This is a genomic window from Kribbella sp. NBC_00382, from assembly GCF_036067295.1.
Classification (GTDB): Bacteria; Actinomycetota; Actinomycetes; order Propionibacteriales; family Kribbellaceae; genus Kribbella.
Genome location: NZ_CP107954.1, coordinates 113,542 through 130,703 on the forward strand (window position 1 = coordinate 113,542; position 17,162 = coordinate 130,703).

Annotated in this window: 18 protein-coding genes; 10 read left to right on the top strand and 8 right to left on the bottom strand. The window is 67.9% G+C overall.

The window, feature by feature from the left end:
• Window position 1: 1 nt before the first annotated feature.
• Complete coding sequence (locus OHA70_RS00520) at window positions 2-739, bottom strand: pyrimidine reductase family protein (protein ID WP_328335011.1); 738 nt, start codon at window positions 737-739, stop codon at window positions 2-4.
• Window positions 739-1,650: a dihydropteroate synthase gene (folP, locus tag OHA70_RS00525; protein WP_442913863.1), complete on the bottom strand. Its 912-nt coding sequence runs from the start codon at window positions 1,648-1,650 to the stop codon at window positions 739-741. Before folP ends, OHA70_RS00520 begins: the two co-directional genes overlap by 1 nt.
• A gap of 126 nt (window positions 1,651-1,776) precedes the next feature.
• On the opposite strand from folP, the gene OHA70_RS00530 reads away from it, so the two are divergent.
• From OHA70_RS00530 to OHA70_RS00540, 3 genes are read left to right on the top strand one after another with little or no spacing between them, the layout of a single operon-like run.
• Complete coding sequence (locus OHA70_RS00530) at window positions 1,777-3,096, top strand: L-fuconate dehydratase (RefSeq protein WP_328327270.1); 1,320 nt, start codon at window positions 1,777-1,779, stop codon at window positions 3,094-3,096.
• Window positions 3,093-3,881: an SDR family NAD(P)-dependent oxidoreductase gene (locus tag OHA70_RS00535; RefSeq protein ID WP_328327273.1), complete on the top strand. Its 789-nt coding sequence runs from the start codon at window positions 3,093-3,095 to the stop codon at window positions 3,879-3,881. The genes OHA70_RS00530 and OHA70_RS00535 overlap by 4 nt, the downstream gene beginning before the upstream one ends.
• Window positions 3,878-4,843 (top strand): aldo/keto reductase, encoded by a 966-nt coding sequence (locus OHA70_RS00540; protein WP_328327275.1) that lies wholly within the window; start codon window positions 3,878-3,880, stop codon window positions 4,841-4,843. Before OHA70_RS00535 ends, OHA70_RS00540 begins: the two co-directional genes overlap by 4 nt.
• A 269-nt stretch (window positions 4,844-5,112) precedes the next feature.
• On the opposite strand, the gene OHA70_RS00545 is transcribed toward OHA70_RS00540, so the two are convergent.
• A complete protein-coding gene (locus OHA70_RS00545; protein ID WP_328327277.1) occupies window positions 5,113-5,259 on the bottom strand; it encodes a hypothetical protein in 147 nt (48 codons plus the stop codon).
• 94 nt (window positions 5,260-5,353) lie between these two features.
• On the opposite strand from OHA70_RS00545, the gene OHA70_RS00550 reads away from it, so the two are divergent.
• Together OHA70_RS00550 and OHA70_RS00555 are read left to right on the top strand one after the other, a co-directional pair.
• Window positions 5,354-5,812, top strand: a complete 459-nt coding sequence (locus OHA70_RS00550; RefSeq protein ID WP_328327279.1) for a hypothetical protein — start codon at window positions 5,354-5,356, stop codon at window positions 5,810-5,812.
• A complete protein-coding gene (locus OHA70_RS00555; protein WP_328327281.1) occupies window positions 5,809-6,537 on the top strand; it encodes a hypothetical protein in 729 nt (242 codons plus the stop codon). The genes OHA70_RS00550 and OHA70_RS00555 overlap by 4 nt, the downstream gene beginning before the upstream one ends.
• A 20-nt stretch (window positions 6,538-6,557) precedes the next feature.
• On the opposite strand, the gene OHA70_RS00560 is transcribed toward OHA70_RS00555, so the two are convergent.
• From OHA70_RS00560 to OHA70_RS00570, 3 genes are all read right to left on the bottom strand, one after another.
• Entirely contained in the window at window positions 6,558-8,138 is a 1,581-nt protein-coding gene (locus OHA70_RS00560) for an ABC-F family ATP-binding cassette domain-containing protein (RefSeq protein ID WP_328327283.1), read from the bottom strand.
• Between the two features lie 180 nt (window positions 8,139-8,318).
• Window positions 8,319-8,732, bottom strand: coding sequence for a VOC family protein (locus tag OHA70_RS00565; protein WP_328327285.1), 414 nt, complete (start codon window positions 8,730-8,732; stop codon window positions 8,319-8,321).
• A 78-nt stretch (window positions 8,733-8,810) separates the two neighbouring features.
• Window positions 8,811-9,482: a FadR/GntR family transcriptional regulator gene (locus tag OHA70_RS00570; RefSeq protein WP_328327287.1), complete on the bottom strand. Its 672-nt coding sequence runs from the start codon at window positions 9,480-9,482 to the stop codon at window positions 8,811-8,813.
• Window positions 9,483-9,531: 49 nt separating this feature from the next.
• Between OHA70_RS00570 and OHA70_RS00575 the strand changes: the two genes are divergently transcribed.
• The 4 genes from OHA70_RS00575 to OHA70_RS00590 all read left to right on the top strand — a co-directional run bounded on the left by OHA70_RS00575 (window position 9,532) and on the right by OHA70_RS00590 (window position 15,131).
• On the top strand, window positions 9,532-9,936 hold the full coding sequence (locus OHA70_RS00575; RefSeq protein ID WP_328327290.1) for a DUF3052 domain-containing protein: 405 nt from the start codon (window positions 9,532-9,534) through the stop codon (window positions 9,934-9,936).
• 405 nt (window positions 9,937-10,341) lie between these two features.
• Entirely contained in the window at window positions 10,342-14,202 is a 3,861-nt protein-coding gene (locus OHA70_RS00580; protein WP_328327292.1) for a multifunctional oxoglutarate decarboxylase/oxoglutarate dehydrogenase thiamine pyrophosphate-binding subunit/dihydrolipoyllysine-residue succinyltransferase subunit, read from the top strand.
• 1 nt (window position 14,203) lies between these two features.
• Window positions 14,204-14,380: a DUF6104 family protein gene (locus OHA70_RS00585; protein WP_328327294.1), complete on the top strand. Its 177-nt coding sequence runs from the start codon at window positions 14,204-14,206 to the stop codon at window positions 14,378-14,380.
• A gap of 25 nt (window positions 14,381-14,405) precedes the next feature.
• Entirely contained in the window at window positions 14,406-15,131 is a 726-nt protein-coding gene (locus OHA70_RS00590) for an AAA family ATPase (protein ID WP_328327296.1), read from the top strand.
• On the opposite strand, the gene OHA70_RS00595 is transcribed toward OHA70_RS00590, so the two are convergent.
• Complete coding sequence (locus tag OHA70_RS00595) at window positions 15,128-15,481, bottom strand: ArsR/SmtB family transcription factor (protein ID WP_328327299.1); 354 nt, start codon at window positions 15,479-15,481, stop codon at window positions 15,128-15,130. The genes OHA70_RS00590 and OHA70_RS00595 overlap by 4 nt on opposite strands.
• 79 nt (window positions 15,482-15,560) lie before the next feature.
• Here OHA70_RS00595 and OHA70_RS00600 point away from each other — a divergent pair, with 79 nt between their 5' ends.
• The gene (locus OHA70_RS00600) at window positions 15,561-16,829 is read left to right on the top strand and encodes a sodium:proton exchanger (RefSeq protein WP_328327301.1); all 1,269 of its coding nucleotides are present in this window, start codon (window positions 15,561-15,563) and stop codon (window positions 16,827-16,829) included.
• Here OHA70_RS00600 and OHA70_RS00605 read toward each other — a convergent pair.
• Complete coding sequence (locus OHA70_RS00605) at window positions 16,826-17,125, bottom strand: WhiB family transcriptional regulator (RefSeq protein WP_328327303.1); 300 nt, start codon at window positions 17,123-17,125, stop codon at window positions 16,826-16,828. The two genes, OHA70_RS00600 and OHA70_RS00605, sit on opposite strands and share 4 nt — an antisense overlap.
• Between the last annotated feature and the right edge of the window lie 37 nt (window positions 17,126-17,162).

A 17,162-nucleotide genomic window follows, 5' to 3' on the forward strand; every position in this document is an offset into this window, starting at 1 on the left:
CTCAGTTCCTTCCGTACCGCAGGAAGAGGTAGCCGTCATCCCCGTTGAGCACATGCAACGGCGACAACCGGTGGACCTCCGTCGACGCGATCCCGTCCGTGATCCGCCGCGCCCCAGGCCCCGCCAGCAGCGGCGAGACCGTCAGGCACATCTCATCCACGAGATCCGCCGACGTCAGCGCCCCCAGCAAATGCGGCCCGCCCTCACACAGGATCTGCGGCAACCCACGCTCGACCAAACCCTCAACAGCCTTGCCCAGATCAACGACATCATCACCACAGACCAGTACGTCGGCAACCTCCGCCAACGCCTTCCGCTGATCCGCCGGCGCCGACTCGCAAGTGATCACGATCGGCCGCACCGGCGCCTCCGTGAACACCGAACTCTCAGCACTCAGATCCAACCGCGCCGAAACAACCGCGAGCACCGGATTCTCCGGCAACCCCTGCGCCGCACGCCACTCGCGACGCGCCTTGCCCAACCGCAACCCGTTGTACTGCTCGGCCCGGAGCGTCCCAGCACCAACCAGTACGACATCCGCGAGCTGCCGCAACAGCCCGAGCAGATTCTGGTCATCCTTCGACGACAGCCCACCGGACAACCCGTCCAGCGTCACCGCCCCGTCGATGCTCGTGACGAAGTTGGCCCTCAGCCGACGCGCCGACCGATCCGGTACGGCGTACGCGGCGATCAACTCCTCACCGGTCAACTCGTTGCCCTCAGCCGACCAGCGATGCATCACACCAGGCTCCTTCGCGAGTACGCGGGTTGTTTCGTCCGCTGCAGAACGGCGATCAGGTCGAGCGCCTGCCGGCTCCCGGCGACATCGTGTACCCGGAAGACCCGGGCGCCTAACCAGGCCATCACGCTGACCGCCGCCATCGTCGCCGGCCCCCGACGACCGGACGGCAGATCAAGGCTTTCGCCGAGGAAGTCCTTGTTGGACGGGGCGACGAGCACCGGCCAGCCGGTCGCGGCCAGCTCGTCGACCCGGCGGGTCACTTCTAGCGAGTGCCAGGTGTTCTTGCCGAAGTCGTGGGTCGGGTCGATCACGATCGCGTCCCGCCGGACGCCGGCCGCGACCGCGCGCTCGGCCAGGGCGGTCGTCGTGCGGATGACGTCTGCCACCACGTCGTCGTACGCCATCCGATGCGGATCGGTACGCGGCGCGAGTCCGCCGACATGACTGCAGACGAGTCCCGCGCCAACCTCCGCGGCCGCTCCGGCGAGCTCGGGGTCGGAGCCCGACCAGGTGTCGTTGATGAGGTTGGCACCGGCCTCGCCGACGCGTCGGGCGACTCCACTGCGATAGGTGTCCACGCTGATGATCAGTTCGGGGTGCCGCGAGCGGACATCGGCGACGAAGTCGGCGGTCCGGCGGAGCTCCTCGGTCTCGCTGACATGTTCGCCGTACCCGGCCTTGACTCCCCCGACGTCGACCACATCGGCGCCGTCCGCGACGGCCCGGTCGATCGCCTCGAGCGCCGCCTCGGTCGCGTAGGTCGCGCCGCCGTCGAAGAACGAGTCGGGCGTCCGGTTCACGATCGCCATCACGGCGAACTCCCCCGGCCCGAAACTCCGGCCACCGAGCCGCAGCACTCCATCGCCGGCTTCGCCCTCGGTCCTGCCGCCAGCCTCTTCGTCAGCCACGGGCCGACTCTATCCATTGCCCTTTCTTGAGCAGGTGAATTAAACGGGTCAACCAGTGCGCACTGACCCACATATCCTATAGGATCTACGGGACAGATCGGATCACTGCCAGAAACGGGTCTCTGCATGCCGCGCTTCTCCGAGGTCGAGACGTACGACGTCCGCTTCCCCACGTCGCTGGACCTGGACGGCTCCGACGCGATGAACGCCGACCCGGACTACTCCGCGGCGTACCTGATCGTCCGTACCGACGCCGGCGACGGGCTGGAGGGGCACGGCTTCGCCTTCACCATCGGCCGCGGCAACGACGTCCAGACCGGTGCGATCGAGGCGCTCCGCAACCACATCATCGGGCTCGACGTCGACGCGACGCTGAACGACCTCGGTGGGTTCTGGAAGTCGCTGGTCCACGACTCGCAGCTGCGCTGGCTCGGCCCCGAGAAGGGCGTCATGCACATGGCGATCGGCGCGGTCGTCAACGCTGTCTGGGACCTGGCCGCGAAGCGGGCCGGCGTACCGCTGTGGAAGCTGTTGTCGGACCTCTCCCCCGAGCAGATCGTCGACCTGGTCGACTTCCGGTACCTCACCGACGCGCTCACCCGCGACGAGGCGCTGGAGATCCTGTACGCCGCTCAGCCGGGCCGGGCCGAGCGCGAAACGCTGCTGCGCGAGCAGGGCTACCCGGCGTACACGACAACGCCCGGCTGGCTCGGGTACGACGACGCCAAGCTGGTCCGGCTCTGCCGCGAGGCCGTCGCCGAGGGGTTCACCCAGATCAAGCTCAAGGTCGGCGCGAACCTCGACGACGACATCCGCCGGATGCGGCTGGCTCGCGAGACGGTCGGCCCGGACATCCGGATCGCCATCGACGCGAACCAGCGCTGGGACGTCGGCGACGCGATCACCTGGATCGAGGCGCTGAAACCGTTCGACGTGTGGTGGGTCGAGGAGCCGACCAGCCCGGACGACATCCTCGGGCACGCTACGATCGCCCGCGCGGTCGCGCCGATCCGGGTCGCGACCGGCGAGCACGTGCAGAACCGGGTCGTGTTCAAGCAGTTGCTGCAGGCGCAGTCGCTGTCGTTCGTCCAGATCGACTCGGCCCGGGTGGCCGGCGTGAACGAGAACATCGCGATCCTGCTGCTGGCGGCTAAGTTCGGCGTACCGGTGTGTCCGCATGCGGGCGGGGTAGGTCTGTGTGAGCTGGTGCAGCACCTGTCGATGTTCGATCTGGTCGCGGTCAGCGGGAGTACGGAGAATCGGGTGATCGAGTTCGTCGACCACTTGCACGAGCACTTCCTGGAGCCTGTAGTGATCAAGGACGGGAACTACGTCGCGCCGCTGCGGCCGGGGTTCAGCGCCGAGATGGATGCCCGGACCTTGGCCGACTACCGGTACCCGAGTGGCAAGATCTGGACCGAGCTGACTAAGGAGAGCGATAAGTGACGGATTTCGCGGGCCTCAAGGCCGTCGTGACCGGAGGAGCATCGGGGATCGGACTGGCCGCGGCGACGCTGCTCGCGAGCCGTGGCGCCGAGGTGATCGTCTTCGACCTGAAGCCGGACGTGCCCGCGCCGCTGAGGGGGATCGCGGCGGACGTGAGCGATGACAGCTCTGTCCGGGACGCAGTGTCGGCCGCGGCGTTGCAGCTCGGTGGGATCGACATCCTGATCAACAACGCGGGCATTGGCGCGCAGGGGACGGTCGCGGGGAACGACGACGACGAGTGGCATCGGGTGTTTGATGTGAACGTTGTCGGAATCGCTCGGGTGACGCGCGCGACGCTGCCTTATCTGCGTCGGTCGTCGGCTGCGGCGATCGTCAACACCTGCTCGATCGCGGCGACGGCGGGGCTGCCGAATCGGGCGTTGTACAGCGCGAGCAAGGGCGCCGTACTGGCGTTGACGATGGCGATGGCCGCCGATCACGTGCGCGAGGGGATCCGCGTCAACTGCGTCAACCCTGGTACTGCGGACACGCCGTGGGTCGGGCGGCTGCTGGACGTGGCGACCGATCCCGCTGCGGAGCGGGCCGCGTTGGAGGCCCGGCAGCCGATGGGTCGACTGGTGACGGCCGATGAGGTCGCATTGGCGATTGCCTACCTCGCCAGCCCGTTGGCCGGCTCAACAACCGGTACCGCCCTGGCCGTCGACGGCGGCATGCAAAACCTCCGCCTCCCGGCGGCACCCCCGGCCGCCGCTTCGACATCGGCCCCGGAGGCTCGGTCGTGAGGCTATTCGCGGACGACAACCGGATCGGGCTTGGCGGAGCTCCCCTCGCTGGGCTCTTCTCCCCCGTGCCCGACGCCGAGGCTGTCGCCACCGTTCAGGCAGCGTGGGACGAGGGCTGGCGGTACTTCGACACCGCGCCGCACTACGGCCTCGGGCTGGCCGAGGAGCGGCTCGGCGCCGGACTCGCGGGCAAGCCGCGTTCGGAGTACGTGCTGTCCTCGAAGGTCGGCCGGATCATCTACGAGGCCGACACCCCTGCGCCTGATGACGAAGGCTTCGCCGTCGTCTCGAACCGTCGCCGGCGCTGGGACTTCAGCCGCGACGGCGTCCTGCAGAGCATCGAGGACTCCCTGCGCCGCCTCGACGTCGACCGCCTCGACGTCGTCTTCGTCCACGACCCGGACGACCACTACGAAGAAGCCGTCGCCACAGCGTTCCCCACGCTGATCGAACTCCGCGACCAGGGCGTGATCGGTGCCATCGGCTCAGGCATGAACCAGACCGCGATGCTCACCCGCTTCGTCGAGTCGGTCGACATCGACGTGATCATGCTGGCCGGCCGCTACACCCTGCTCGACCCCGACGGCCTCGACGACGTCCTCCCCGCCTGCGTCGCCAACAACGTCCAGGTAGTTGCCGTCGGCATCTTCAACTCCGGCCTCCTCTCCCAACCCCGCCCGGCACCCGACGCCACCTTCAACTACGCACCGGCCCCCGATGCCTTGATCGACAAGGCCAACAAGCTCGCAGACGTCTGCGAGTCCCACGGGGTCACGCTCCCCGCAGTCGCCCTCAAGTTCCCGCTGACCCACCCCGCCGTCGCCGGCATCGCAGTAGGCTGCCGCACCGCCGCCGAGGTCCACGCCAACGCAGCACTTGCGCGTACCGAAGTACCAGCCGCTGTCTGGTCGGACCTCAAATCAGCAGGCCTCCTCCGCAAGGACGCACCTACGCCGAGCTAGCCCCGTCGCGCTTCCGCGCCTCGACCCGGACGCCACCACACACCAACCACAAGCCCGCCACCGCCACACCCACCTGCCAACGCTCAGCAGGACATGTGGGCGACACCTTGATGTGTGGTGGCGGTCCGGCCCATTCGCAACCTTGGGCCAGCGGGGCGGGCGAACGCCCAGCCCATCAATGGCCGCGCAAAGCGCCGGTGCCCCGGCTGCGTTTGAGCGCGTGCTGGTCGCCCGATCCGGAGCATTGATGGGCTGGCGCTCCGGACCACCTAGCCCAGGACCGCGATCGCTTCGACCTCGACCAGGTGGTCCGGGACGTCCAGGGCGGCGACGCCGATGAGGGTGCCGGGAGGTACCGGGGTGGTGCCGGCCACGCCCTCCGCGCCACGGTCCACCAGATGTGTGACTGGACCCACCAGTACTTCACCCATATCGAAGCCTCCCGCCAAACCTTCGACGCGTGATCGCTAAGGTTTCGCCCTGAGATTCCAGTCCTGGGGAGGAAACACTGTGGGGTTCTTCGGCACTTACCTGTACGCCGGTAACCAGTGGACAGACCACGACCCGGACCAGCCGGTCGAGGCACCCGGGCCTTGGCTCCAGATCAACATCCACGACAGCGACTTCACCATCGTCAGCTACCACCCACCGTACGAGGGCACCGGCGTCGCCTACCTCGGCTACACCCCTCGCATGTACTTCGAATCCGAAACCGAACACCCCCGCACCAACACCACCCAAGAAGCCGCGGGCCTAGCCACCTGGTCCACCACCTACACCGCAACCACCCCCGCCGATCTCCTCCCCTACCTAGCCGAAGACCAAGACACCTTCGACCAAGAAGACGAGGACGAGGAAGACGACGAAGACCTCCCCGACTCCGAGATCTACGTCGAGGTCAAAACCGCCGACTTCCTAACCACGCTAGGACTTCCCCTCCCACCCGCCCTCGACCAACTCCTCGCGTGACGACCCGCCGGGCCTACGTCGCCGCCGCACTCCTCCTGCCACTCCTGCTGACCGGCTGCAAGAACACCTCGCCGACAGCGGTACCACCGCCACCGACTCCATCAAGCACGCCTTCGCCCACGCCTCCGAAGCTGCTCGACATCAAGCCGCCCAACACCCCGGAGCAGTTGCAGGCCGCGCTGCCAACGGCGTACGGGAAAGTGAAGTTCTCCTTGTCCTCCGCGCTGGTCAGCGACTGGACGCCGCGCGACGATCCGTTCGAGGGACACCGAGTCGAGCCCGAGTCCTGCCGTGCCGAGCTGTGGACCGGCGGCCGGACCCCGAAGACCTTCGCCAAGTTTCCCTACCTCCCGTACGCCGATGCGTTCCCGACGTCGAAGACGAACGGACTCCACGCCGGCCTCGTCTCAGTGCCGGCGCCGTTCGGGGACAAATACCTGGACGCGTACCCGCTGGCAGCTCCGCAGTGCGTGAAGATCCTGATCGACGGGCGCGACCAGGCCTCGATCGTCGAACGGCCCGTCCCCGGCCTCGGGACCCGTTCACGCTTCTACCTCCGCACCTACACCAAGGACGGGAAGGTACATCGCGAAGGCCAGATCTCCTTCATCACTCCCACGTACTACGCGACGGTCGCCAACTACGCCACCAGCTACGACGAAGCAACCCTCATCGCCTTCGCACATCACGTACAGGCGCTTGCCGACAGCAAACTCAAGAGGTGAGTTGAGCTCCCCCGGCTGGGTTAGAGCGGTTCTATTTCGGTTAGTTCGTTGTGGTCTAGGTGTAGCCAGCGGGTGATGCCGATTTCTCGGAGGAAGGGGACGTCGTGGCTGGCTATGACCAGGGCGCCGTTGTAGGAGGCTAGGGCGTCTTGGAGTTGGGTGACGCTGGCTAGGTCGAGGTTGTTGGTGGGTTCGTCGAGCATCAGGAGTTGGGGTGGGGGTTCCGCCAGGAGGAGGGCGGCGAGGGTTGCTCTGAAGCGTTCGCCGCCGGAGAGGGTGCTGACTGGTTGGTCTGCTGCTCGGCCTCGGAAGAGGAAGCGGGCTAGGCGGGAGCGGCGGTATTGGTTTTCCGTGCTGGGGGCTAGTAGGGCCAGGTTTTCTACTACAGACAAGGAATCCTGGAGCAGGTCTAGGCGCTGCGGTAGCAGGCGCCATGGGACCAATGGCTTGTCGTCGGAGGCGATGGCGTGGAGCAGGGTGCTCTTGCCGGCGCCGTTCGGGCCGGTCAGCGCGATCCGCTCGGGGCCGCGGATCTCCAGGTCGGCGTGCAGGCCGGTCCGGAGTACATAGTCTTCTAGCCGTACTACGATCCGCCCCGCCGGGACCGCAGTCTTCGGCAGGTCGACGCGGATCGTGTCGTCGTCGTGCACCTTCTCCTCAGCGTCGGCCAGGGCGCTGGCAGCAGTGTCGAGCCGGTCGCTGTGCATGCCGATGTGCTTGGCCGCCGACACCTGCGCGTTGCGTTTCAGGTTGCCGGCGACGATCTTCGGGATGCCGCCCTGCTCGAACGCGCGCTGGCCGGCCGCCCGCCGGCGGTCCATCTTCATCCGCGCCTCGGCCAGTTCGCGTTTCTGCTTCTTCAGGTCGGACTCGGCCGCCCGGACCATCCGTTCAGCCGCTTCCTGTTCGGCCGCGACGGCTTCCTCGTACGCCGTGAGGTTGCCCCCGTACCAGGTCAGCTCGCCCCTGCGCAGATCCCCGATCTGGTCGACCCGGTCGAGCAGCTCACGGTCATGGCTGACGATCAGCAACGCGCCGCGGAAGGCGTCGACCGCGTCGTACAGGTGTTTGCGGGCGCGCAGGTCGAGGTTGTTGGTGGGTTCGTCGAGCAGCAGTACGTCGGGACGCTTCAGCAACTCGGCAGCCAGCCCGAGCAGGATCGTCTCGCCACCGGACAGCTCGCCGACACTGCGGTCGAGCGTGATCGCCCCGAGGCCGAGCTTGCCGAGCATCGCGTCGGCGCGCTCCTCCACGTCCCAGCCGTCGCCGACGATGGCGAAGTTCTGCTCCGACGCGTCGCCGGCCTCGATCGCGGTGATCGCGGCCCGGATCCCGTCGATGCCGAGCGCCTGGTCGACCCGCAGCGCGGTGTCGAGGGTGAGGTCCTGCGGCAGGTACCCGAGCTCGCCGCTGACCCGGATCGTCCCGCGTTGCGGAGTGAGGCGTCCGGCGATCAGCCGCAGCAGGGTGGACTTGCCGGCACCGTTGCGGCCGACCAGCCCGGACCGCACGGGTCCCGCCACGAAGGTCAGCCCGTCGAACAGGACGTCGCCGTCCGGCCAGGCGAAAGAGAGGTCAGTACAGGTCAAAGAGTAAGACATGGGGTGCTCCGAGATCTCGAACGAGACCGTCCACCGATCGGTGGCGATCAACCGCTACTGAAGAGAGATCTCAGTTCGACAACCCGAACCCCTGACGCCGGCAATGTGACACCGACAAGAGTAGGCGCACCCCCGCCCGGCTTCAACTCCATTTACCGGATCAGTTGCTCCAAGCAACAGTTACTTGCGCCAGGGCATGTGCTGCAGCGTCCACGTGTTGCCGTCCGGGTCGGCGAACCACGCATAGAACACCCCACCCATGTCCTCGACCGGCGCAACGTCGACACCACGGTCGATCAGTTCGGCCCGGGCTGCCTCGATGTCGGCGACGACGAGGTGCAGGCCACGCAGAGATCCGATCGGCATGTCCATCTGCGCGATCCCGGTGCTCAGGGTGATCGAGCAGTACGACCCCGGCGGCGTGAGCTGCACGATCCGGACCCCCTCAGCCGGCGTCACGTCGACATCGACGGTGAACCCGAGCTGATCGGCGTAGAAGGCCTTGGACTTGTCGAGGTCACTGACCGGTACGAGCACAAGCTCCAGCAGGAATGATCCAGGGCGAACATCAGCGGTGGGGTTCTTCTCGGTCATCTGACTGTCCTTCTTCTCAGGGGTAGCTGCCTGTCACGCAGTACGTCGGAACCGATCTCGGATTCTCGACACGGTCACTCAGCGGGCCTTGCGGAGCCAGGTCTCTACGCCGGAGATGTGGGCCGTCATCCAGGCCCGGGCCGCGTCTGTGTCGCTGGCTTCGATGGCGTCGAGGATGGCGGTGTGTTCGGCGAGGGTGCGCTCGACCGCGCCGGCCTGGGTGACGCCCCGCCAGATCCGGGCCCGCTGGGTGGCGCCGGAGATGCCGTCGAGCAGCGAGCAGACGACGGCGTTGCCGCTGGCCTCGGCGATCCCCCGGTGGAAACGCAGATCATTGGCGACCAGCTCGTCGATCGGCGCGTCGGCGGTCAGGTCACTGGTCAGCAGCCGGAGCTCGGCCAGCTGTTCGCGGGTGATGCGGACGGCCGCCAACGCAGCGACGCCCGGCTCCAGCAACCGGCGTACCTCGAAGAACTGCAGCACCGAGTCGTCCTGGTGCAGGTCGACCATGAAGCTGAGCGCGTCGAGCAGGTGCGCGGAGTCGAGCGAGGTCACATACGTACCGTCGCCGTGCCGCACGTCGAGCACGTTGACCAGGGTGAGCGCCTTGACGGCCTCGCGCAGCGAGTTGCGCGACAGCCCGAGCCGGGCCGCGAGGTCCGCCTCCTTGGGCAGCCGGTCGCCCGGCCCCAACTCGCCCGAGGTGATCATGTCCTTGATCTTGACGATCGCCTCATCCGTCAACGCCATTCGGTCAGTATGCCGTCACAGCCGCCCGTCAGGGGCCAGAATCGGCGGTATGACACAGGGGTACTCCGGGAAGCCGCTTGCCGCGAAGCTCGGGATCAAGCCCGGGCACACGGTGGTGCTCGACAACGCCCCGCCCGGGTTCGCGATCGAGGGGCTGCCCGACGGCGCCAGGACGCTGAGCCGTCCCGGCAGGGCGGAGTACGACGTGATCCTTGCCTTCTGCCCCGATCGCGCCCGGCTGGCCGCCAGACTTCCCGTACTCCTGCCGAGAACCAGCACGGCCGGGATGATCTGGGTGGCCTGGCCGAAGCGCGCGTCCGGCGTACCGACCGACCTGGACGAGAACGGTGTCCGCGAGCTGGCCCTGCCGCTCGGGGTGGTGGACGTGAAGGTGTGTGCGATCGATGCCACCTGGTCCGGGCTCAAACTGGTCCGCCGACTGGCCAATCGGTGAGAACTGGACTGATCCGCTGAGTGACGTTGGCCACATCGGTATCCGCCGGCGTCCCTCACGACCAGCGATCGACCCGCTGCATACTGTGGCCAGCAACGCTCGCCGACCGGCCGCAGGTAGACCGGAATTACCGCTGGAACCCCACGCCTGCAACGTGTCCGGCAGCTAATCCGCCATCAGTCCAGTTCCCGGCGGCCAGGCCCGGCGACGCGCTCGCTGGAACACCTGCCACGGCAGTGTTTCAGCCCTCGATCGATCAACTGCGCGGATGCCAACCACTCGATCGACTGGTCCGGTGATCCCCGGCTGCGGAACTGTTGCGGCAGCTATTAGCCTTGGCTCGGGAAGTCCCTCATAACTTCCCTAGTCATAACTCTGACCCGATCGGAAGAGGCGAACTGCCCAGTGGCCACCGAGCCATCAGAACCTGACCCCTTTGCAGCCTTCGGTGCGAACGAATGGCTGGCCGACGAGATGTACGAGAGCTACCTCTCCGATCCGAAGTCGGTGGACCCGGCCTGGATCAAGTACTTCGAGTCCGACAGCTTCAAGGGGAACAGCCCGGGTGATGCGAAGCCGGTGACGTCCAGCCCGGCCGACGCTCCCCGTCCGGACGCCGTGTCAGACAACAAGACCCCCGAGGCGCCGAGCCGCGGCACGGCCGCAGCCGCCCCCGCCTCCAGCCAGCCGGCCGCCCAGGCCGCGGCACAGGCCCCCGCTCCAGCAGCGCCGGCTCCGGCTGCCGCCGGCCAGCAGCCCGCGGCGGCACAGCAGGCCAAGCAGCCCCAGACAGCAGCATCGACACAGAAGGCAGCGCCCGCCGGAGGCGGCGCCCCGACCGGAGGCACGGTGAACCAGCCGACCAGCGCGCAACCCAAGCCCGCGCCCGCGACCGCTGCGGACGCGGAGCGGCGGATCCTGCGCGGCGCGCCCGCACGGACCGCGCAGAACATGGAGACCAGCCTCACGGTCCCGACCGCGACCAGCGTTCGCGAGGTGCCGGTCAAGCTGCTGATCGACAACCGGATCGTCATCAACAACCACCTGCGCCGGGCGCGCGGTGGCAAGATCTCGTTCACCCACCTGGTCGGCTGGGCCCTGGTCCGGGCGCTCAAGACGCTGCCCGAGATGAACGCGTCGTACGACGTGACCGACGGCAAGCCGACGCTGGTCCAGCCCGAGCACATCAACCTCGGCCTGGCCATCGACATGCAGAAGCCCGACGGCACCCGGCAGCTGCTGGTGCCGTCGATCAAGGCCGCCGAGTCGATGACGTTCGCCCAGTTCTGGATGGCCTACGAGGACGTCGTCCGGCGGGCCCGGGACAACAAGCTCGCGCTGCCCGACTTCCAGGGCACCACGATCAGCCTGACCAACCCCGGCACGATCGGCACCCAGCACTCGGTGCCGCGGCTGATGAGCGGCCAGGGCTGCATCGTCGGCGTCGGCGCGATGGACTACCCCTCGGCGTACCAGGGCGCGGCCGAGGAGACGATGGCCAAGCTCGCGGTCAGCAAGGTGATGACGCTGACCTCGACCTACGACCACCGGATAATCCAGGGCGCCCAGTCGGGTGAGTTCCTGCGCCGGCTGCACCGGCTGCTGCTCGGCGACGAGGGCTTCTACGACGAGATCTTCCAGTCGCTGCGGATCCCGTACGAGCCGATCCGCTGGGCCGCCGACCTCCCGCACAGCCACGAGGAGGACATCAGCAAGCAGGCCCGCATCCTCGAGCTGATCCACGCGTACCGGGTGCGCGGCCACATCATGGCCGACACCGACCCGCTGGAGTACAAGCAGCGCAGCCACCCCGACCTGGACGTCGCCACCCACGGGCTGACCCTGTGGGACCTGGACCGCGAGTTCGCCACCGGCTCCTTCGGTGAGCAGAGCGACCGCCGGTTCATGAAGCTGCGCGACATCCTGGGCATCCTGCGCGACTCGTACTGCCGGACCACCGGGATCGAGTACATGCACATCCAGGACCCCGAGCAGCGCAAGTGGATCCAGGAGCGGGTCGAGCGGCCGCACACCAAGCCGCCGCGCGAGGAGCAGCTCCGGATCCTGGCCAAGCTGAACGAGGCCGAGGCGTTCGAGACCTTCCTGCAGACCAAGTACGTCGGCCAGAAGCGGTTCTCGCTGGAGGGTGGCGAGACCACCATCCCGCTGCTCGACGAGCTGTGCGAGGAAGCCGCCGGGGCCGGCCTCGACGAGGTCACCATCGGGATGGCCCACCGTGGCCGGCTGAACGTGCTGGCCAACATCGTCGGCAAGTCGTACGGGCAGATCTTCCGCGAGTTCGACGGCAACATCGACCCGCGGACCGTCCAGGGCTCCGGTGACGTCAAGTACCACCTGGGCGCCGAGGGCGAGTTCGTCTCCGAGTTCGGCGACAAGATCAAGGTGTCGGTGGCGGCGAACCCGTCCCACCTGGAGACCGTCGACCCGGTGCTCGAGGGCATCGTCCGGGCCAAGCAGGACATCCTCGACCAGGGCGCGGCCTTCCCGGTACTTCCGGTACTGGTCCACGGTGACGCGGCGTTCGCCGGTCAGGGCGTGGTGGCCGAGACGCTCAACCTGTCGCAGCTGCGCGGGTACCGGACCGGTGGCACGATCCACGTGATCGTCAACAACCAGGTCGGCTTCACCACCTCGCCGGCCTCGTCGCGCTCGTCGATGTACTGCACCGACGTGGCCCGGATGGTCCAGGCGCCGATCTTCCACGTGAACGGCGACGACCCCGAGGCCTGCATCCGGGTCGCGGACCTGGCCTTCGAGTACCGCCAGGCGTTCAACAAGGACGTCGTCATCGACCTGGTCTGCTACCGCCGTCGCGGTCACAACGAGGGCGACGACCCGTCGTTCACGCAGCCGCTGATGTACGACCTGATCGAGCAGAAGCGGTCGGTCCGCAAGCTGTACACCGAGGCCCTGATCGGTCGTGGCGACATCACGATCGAAGAGGCCGAGCAGGCGATGCGCGACTTCCAGCAGCGGCTCGAGCGGGTCTTCACCGAGGTACGGGAGGCGAAGAGCCAGCCGGACACGCCGGCGCCGTACGTCACCGTGCCGAGCTACCCGGACAAGCCGGAGGGCCCGGACGCGACCGCGACCACGCCCGAGGTGCTGAAGAAGATCGCCGACGCGTACACCACGCTGCCGGAGGGCTTCACCGCGCACCCGAAGGTGATGCCGCAGCTGCAGCGCCGGGCCGGCGCGATCACGCAGGGCCCGGTCGACTGGGCATCCGCGGAGATCACCGCCTTCGGTTCGCTGCTGCTGGCCGGCCGTCCGGTCCGGCTCGCCGGTCAGGACAGCCGCCGGGGCACGTTCGTCCAGCGGTTCGCCGCGGTCATCGACCGGGTGAACGGCCAGGACTACGTCCCGCTGCAGAACCTCGACGAGCAGCAGGCGAACTTCTACGTCTACGACTCGCTGCTCAGCGAGTACGCCGCACTCGGCTTCGAGTACGGCTACTCCGTGGCCCGGCCGGACGCGCTGGTGCTGTGGGAGGCGCAGTTCGGTGACTTCGTGAACGGCGCCCAGTCGATCATCGACGAGTACATCTCGGCCGGTGAGGCGAAGTGGGGCCAGAAGTCCGGCGTCGTGCTGCTGCTGCCGCACGGCTACGAGGGCCAGGGCCCCGACCACTCGTCGGCCCGGATCGAGCGCTTCATGGCGCTGTGCGCCGAGAACGCGATGACGGTGGCCCAGCCGTCGACGCCCGCGTCGTACTTCCACCTGCTGCGCCGGCACACGCTGCAGGAGGAGCACAACCCGCTGATCGTCTTCACGCCGAAGCAGCTGCTCCGGTTGAAGGCAGCGGTGTCGCAGCCGGAGGAGCTGACCAGCGGTACGTTCCACCCGGTACTGGGCGACGCGGAGGCCGAGCAGAACCCGGCCGCCGTCGAGCGGGTCATCCTGTCCTCGGGCCGGATCATCTACGACCTGCTGGCCGAGCGGAAGAAGGCCGAGCCGGACAAGATCAGCACGGCGGTCCTGCGGATCGAGCAGCTCTACCCGCTGCCGGCCGAGGAGATCAAGGCCGAGCTGGCGAAGTACCCGAACCTGCAGGAGATCCGCTGGGTGCAGGACGAGCCGGCCAACCAGGGTCCGTGGCCGTTCATGGCGCTGAACCTGACCGAGCACCTGGGCGGCAAGCCGTTCTACCGGGTGTCCCGGCCGGCCATGTCCGCCACGTCGGTCGGTTCGCACAGCGTGCACGTCGCCGAGAACTCGACGCTGATGAAGCAGGCGTTCAGCTGACGTGTACTTCACCGACAGAGGGATCGAGGAGCTCGAGGGCCGGCGGGGCGAGGAAGAAGTCCCGTTGGCCTGGATCGCCGAACGGCTGCGCGAGTTCGTCGACCTGAACCCCGAGTTCGAAACCCCGATCGAACGCTTCGCCACCTGGCTCGCCAGGCTGGACGACGAGGACGATTAGCCCTTCCCTGCTTTAGCTTGTACAGATGCCCTTCGCCAGTCATCCCGTACGCCGGGTTGCCGCGGCGGAGGGCATCAGCGTTTCCACGGACTGGCCGCACACCGTCCCCGCCGTGCGCCAACTACTCACCGACGGCCTCGACCTCGGCCCCGGCGTCACCTTCCTCGTCGGCGAGAACGGCGCCGGCAAGTCCACCCTCGTCGAGGCGATCGCCGTCGCCTACGGGATGTCACCCGAGGGCGGCTCGACAGGCGCCCGGCTCTCCACCCGCGTCACCGAGTCACCGCTGTGGGAGGAACTCCAGCTCACCCGCGGCGCCGGCGCCGCCAAGGCCGGCTATTTCCTGCGCGCCGAGACCATGCACGGCTTCTACAGCTACCTGGAAGACAACCCACGCCCCAGCGGCCCACCGGACCTGCCGTTCCACCGGATGAGCCACGGCGAGAGCTTCCTCAACCTGATCGACGATCGCTTCACCCGCCGCGGCTTCTACTGCCTCGACGAGCCGGAGTCCGCCCTGTCCTTCTCCTCCAGCCTCGCCGTGATCGGCGTACTCGACCGCCTGGCGAAGTCCGGCTCCCAGGTCCTCTGCGCCACCCACTCCCCCGTCATCGCGGCCCTCCCCGGCGCAACCATCCTCGAGGTCGGCGACTGGGGCATCCGCGAAGCGACCTGGGCAGACCTGCAGCTCGTACAGAACTGGAAGGCGTACCTGGAAGCCCCAGAGCGCTACCTACGCCACGTTCTCTAGTCCGTGTGCGGCGGACGCCTGCGCAGCGGTGGGTCCGGGGCCAGCGAGCCGTCGGGAGCGATGTGCTCGAAGATCTGGTCGACCATGTTCAGCACGTGCGGGTCGTCCACGGTGTAGATGTGCCGTCGGCCTTCGCGGCGGGCGGTGATGATGCCGGCCAGGCGGAGTTTGCCGAGGTGCTGGCTCGCGGTGGCGATACTGACGCCGACGCGGTCGGCGAGCGTGCCGACGTCGTACTCGCCCTGGGCCGCCAGGGACACCAGGTGCAGCCGGACCGGCGCCGAAAGCATCGCGAACGTGCTGGCGGCGGCGTCGAGCTGGGCTCGGGTGGGTTCAGGGGGTGTGCTCATCGCGGAGTCATTGTGACCTTTCCGGAGGTCCCCCGGTACTCGGCAGGCCGAGCGTGAGTACGGTCTCATACTTGCGCAATTGCGAAAGTATCGAAACGGTGGCAGGCTGGACATCGTGATCAGAGCTCTCCGCCCCGTACTTCTGCTGCTTCTCGCGGCTGTTCCGGCCATTGCGCTCCGGATCAGCGGGGTGCATCCGGCAGCTCCGTTGGCCATCGTTGTCTTCGGCCTCGGAGTGGTCGCGGCGTCGTTCGTCCTGGCCTGGGCGGCCGAAGCTGCCGAGGTCGACATCTCCGGCGGCCTCGCGATCGCGCTGCTCGCGGTCATCGCGGTGCTCCCGGAGTACGCGGTGGACCTGTACTTCGCCCACACGGCCGGCAGCCAGCCGGAGTACGTCGCCTACGCCGCCGCCAACATGACCGGCTCCAACCGGCTACTGCTCGGCCTCGGCTGGTCCAGCGTCGTACTGATCAGCCTGTACGTCGCCAGCAAGCGCAGTGGCCGCACCATCAAGGCCCTGGTGCTCGAATCCGGCTACCGCCGCGAGCTGGGCTTCCTGGCCGTCGCCAGCGTCGTCGCCTTCATCATCCCGATCACCGGGCAGATCCACTTGCTGCTGGGCATCGCACTGCTGGCCTTCTTCGCGTACTACCTCTGGCGCGCGGCCGCGAGTGACCACGACCACGAGCCGGACCTCATCGGACCGGCTGCCCGGATCGGCGGGCTCGACAAGGTGCAGCGGCGGATCGCTGTCGTGTCGATGTTCGTAGTGTCGGCCGGGATCATCCTGATGTCGGCAGAGCCATTCGCTGACTCGCTGGTCCAGGGTGGACGCGCACTGGGCATTGACCAGTTCCTCCTGGTGCAGTGGCTGGCTCCGCTGGCCTCTGAGGCGCCGGAGTTCATCGTGGCGATCCTGTTCGCCTGGCGGGGCAAGGGAGCGGCTGCACTCGGCCTGCTGATCTCCGCGAAGGTGAACCAGTGGACGCTGCTCATCGGCAGCCTCCCGATCGCCTATGGCATCGGTGGCGGCCCTGCTGCCCTGCCGCTGGACGGTCGCCAGGTTGAGGAGTTCCTGCTGACCGCTACGCAGACAGTGCTGGGGCTGGCGGTCCTGTTGAGTCTGCGCTTCCCCCGCTGGGCCGCCTGGACGCTGCTGGGGTTGTTCGCGGTGCAGTTCGCAGTACCGGGTCAGACCGGGCGGTACGTGCTCTCGGGTGTCTACCTGGTGCTGGCGATCTGGGCACTCAGCTACAACCGCCAGTACGTTGTACAGACCCTGACGTCACCGTTCCGCCGCACCCCGAAGGTCGCAGCGGAACAGGACAGGGAGTTGGTCGGGGTCTAGCTCGCCTGCTGCTCTTCGACCATCGGGGTCGGTCGGCGGCGCTCCTGCGGGCCGGGGCGGCCACGGCGGCGGCCGGAGAGGAACTTCTCGCCGGCGGCGGTACCGGTGAACTTGGTCCGGCGGGCCCACTCCCGGCACTCCTCGATCACCGGGCAGGCGGTCATACAGATCGCCTGTGCCTTGCGCTGCTCCCAGGCGCTCGCGGTCTCGTCGTACGCCGGCGCCTGGCCGATGCATGCCGCTCGCATCATCCAGCGGTCGGCGGGGTCGGCGATCACCGTCAAGGTCGGCCTCATGGGCACTCCTGCTCAGTACTCATCGATCGGGCGGATC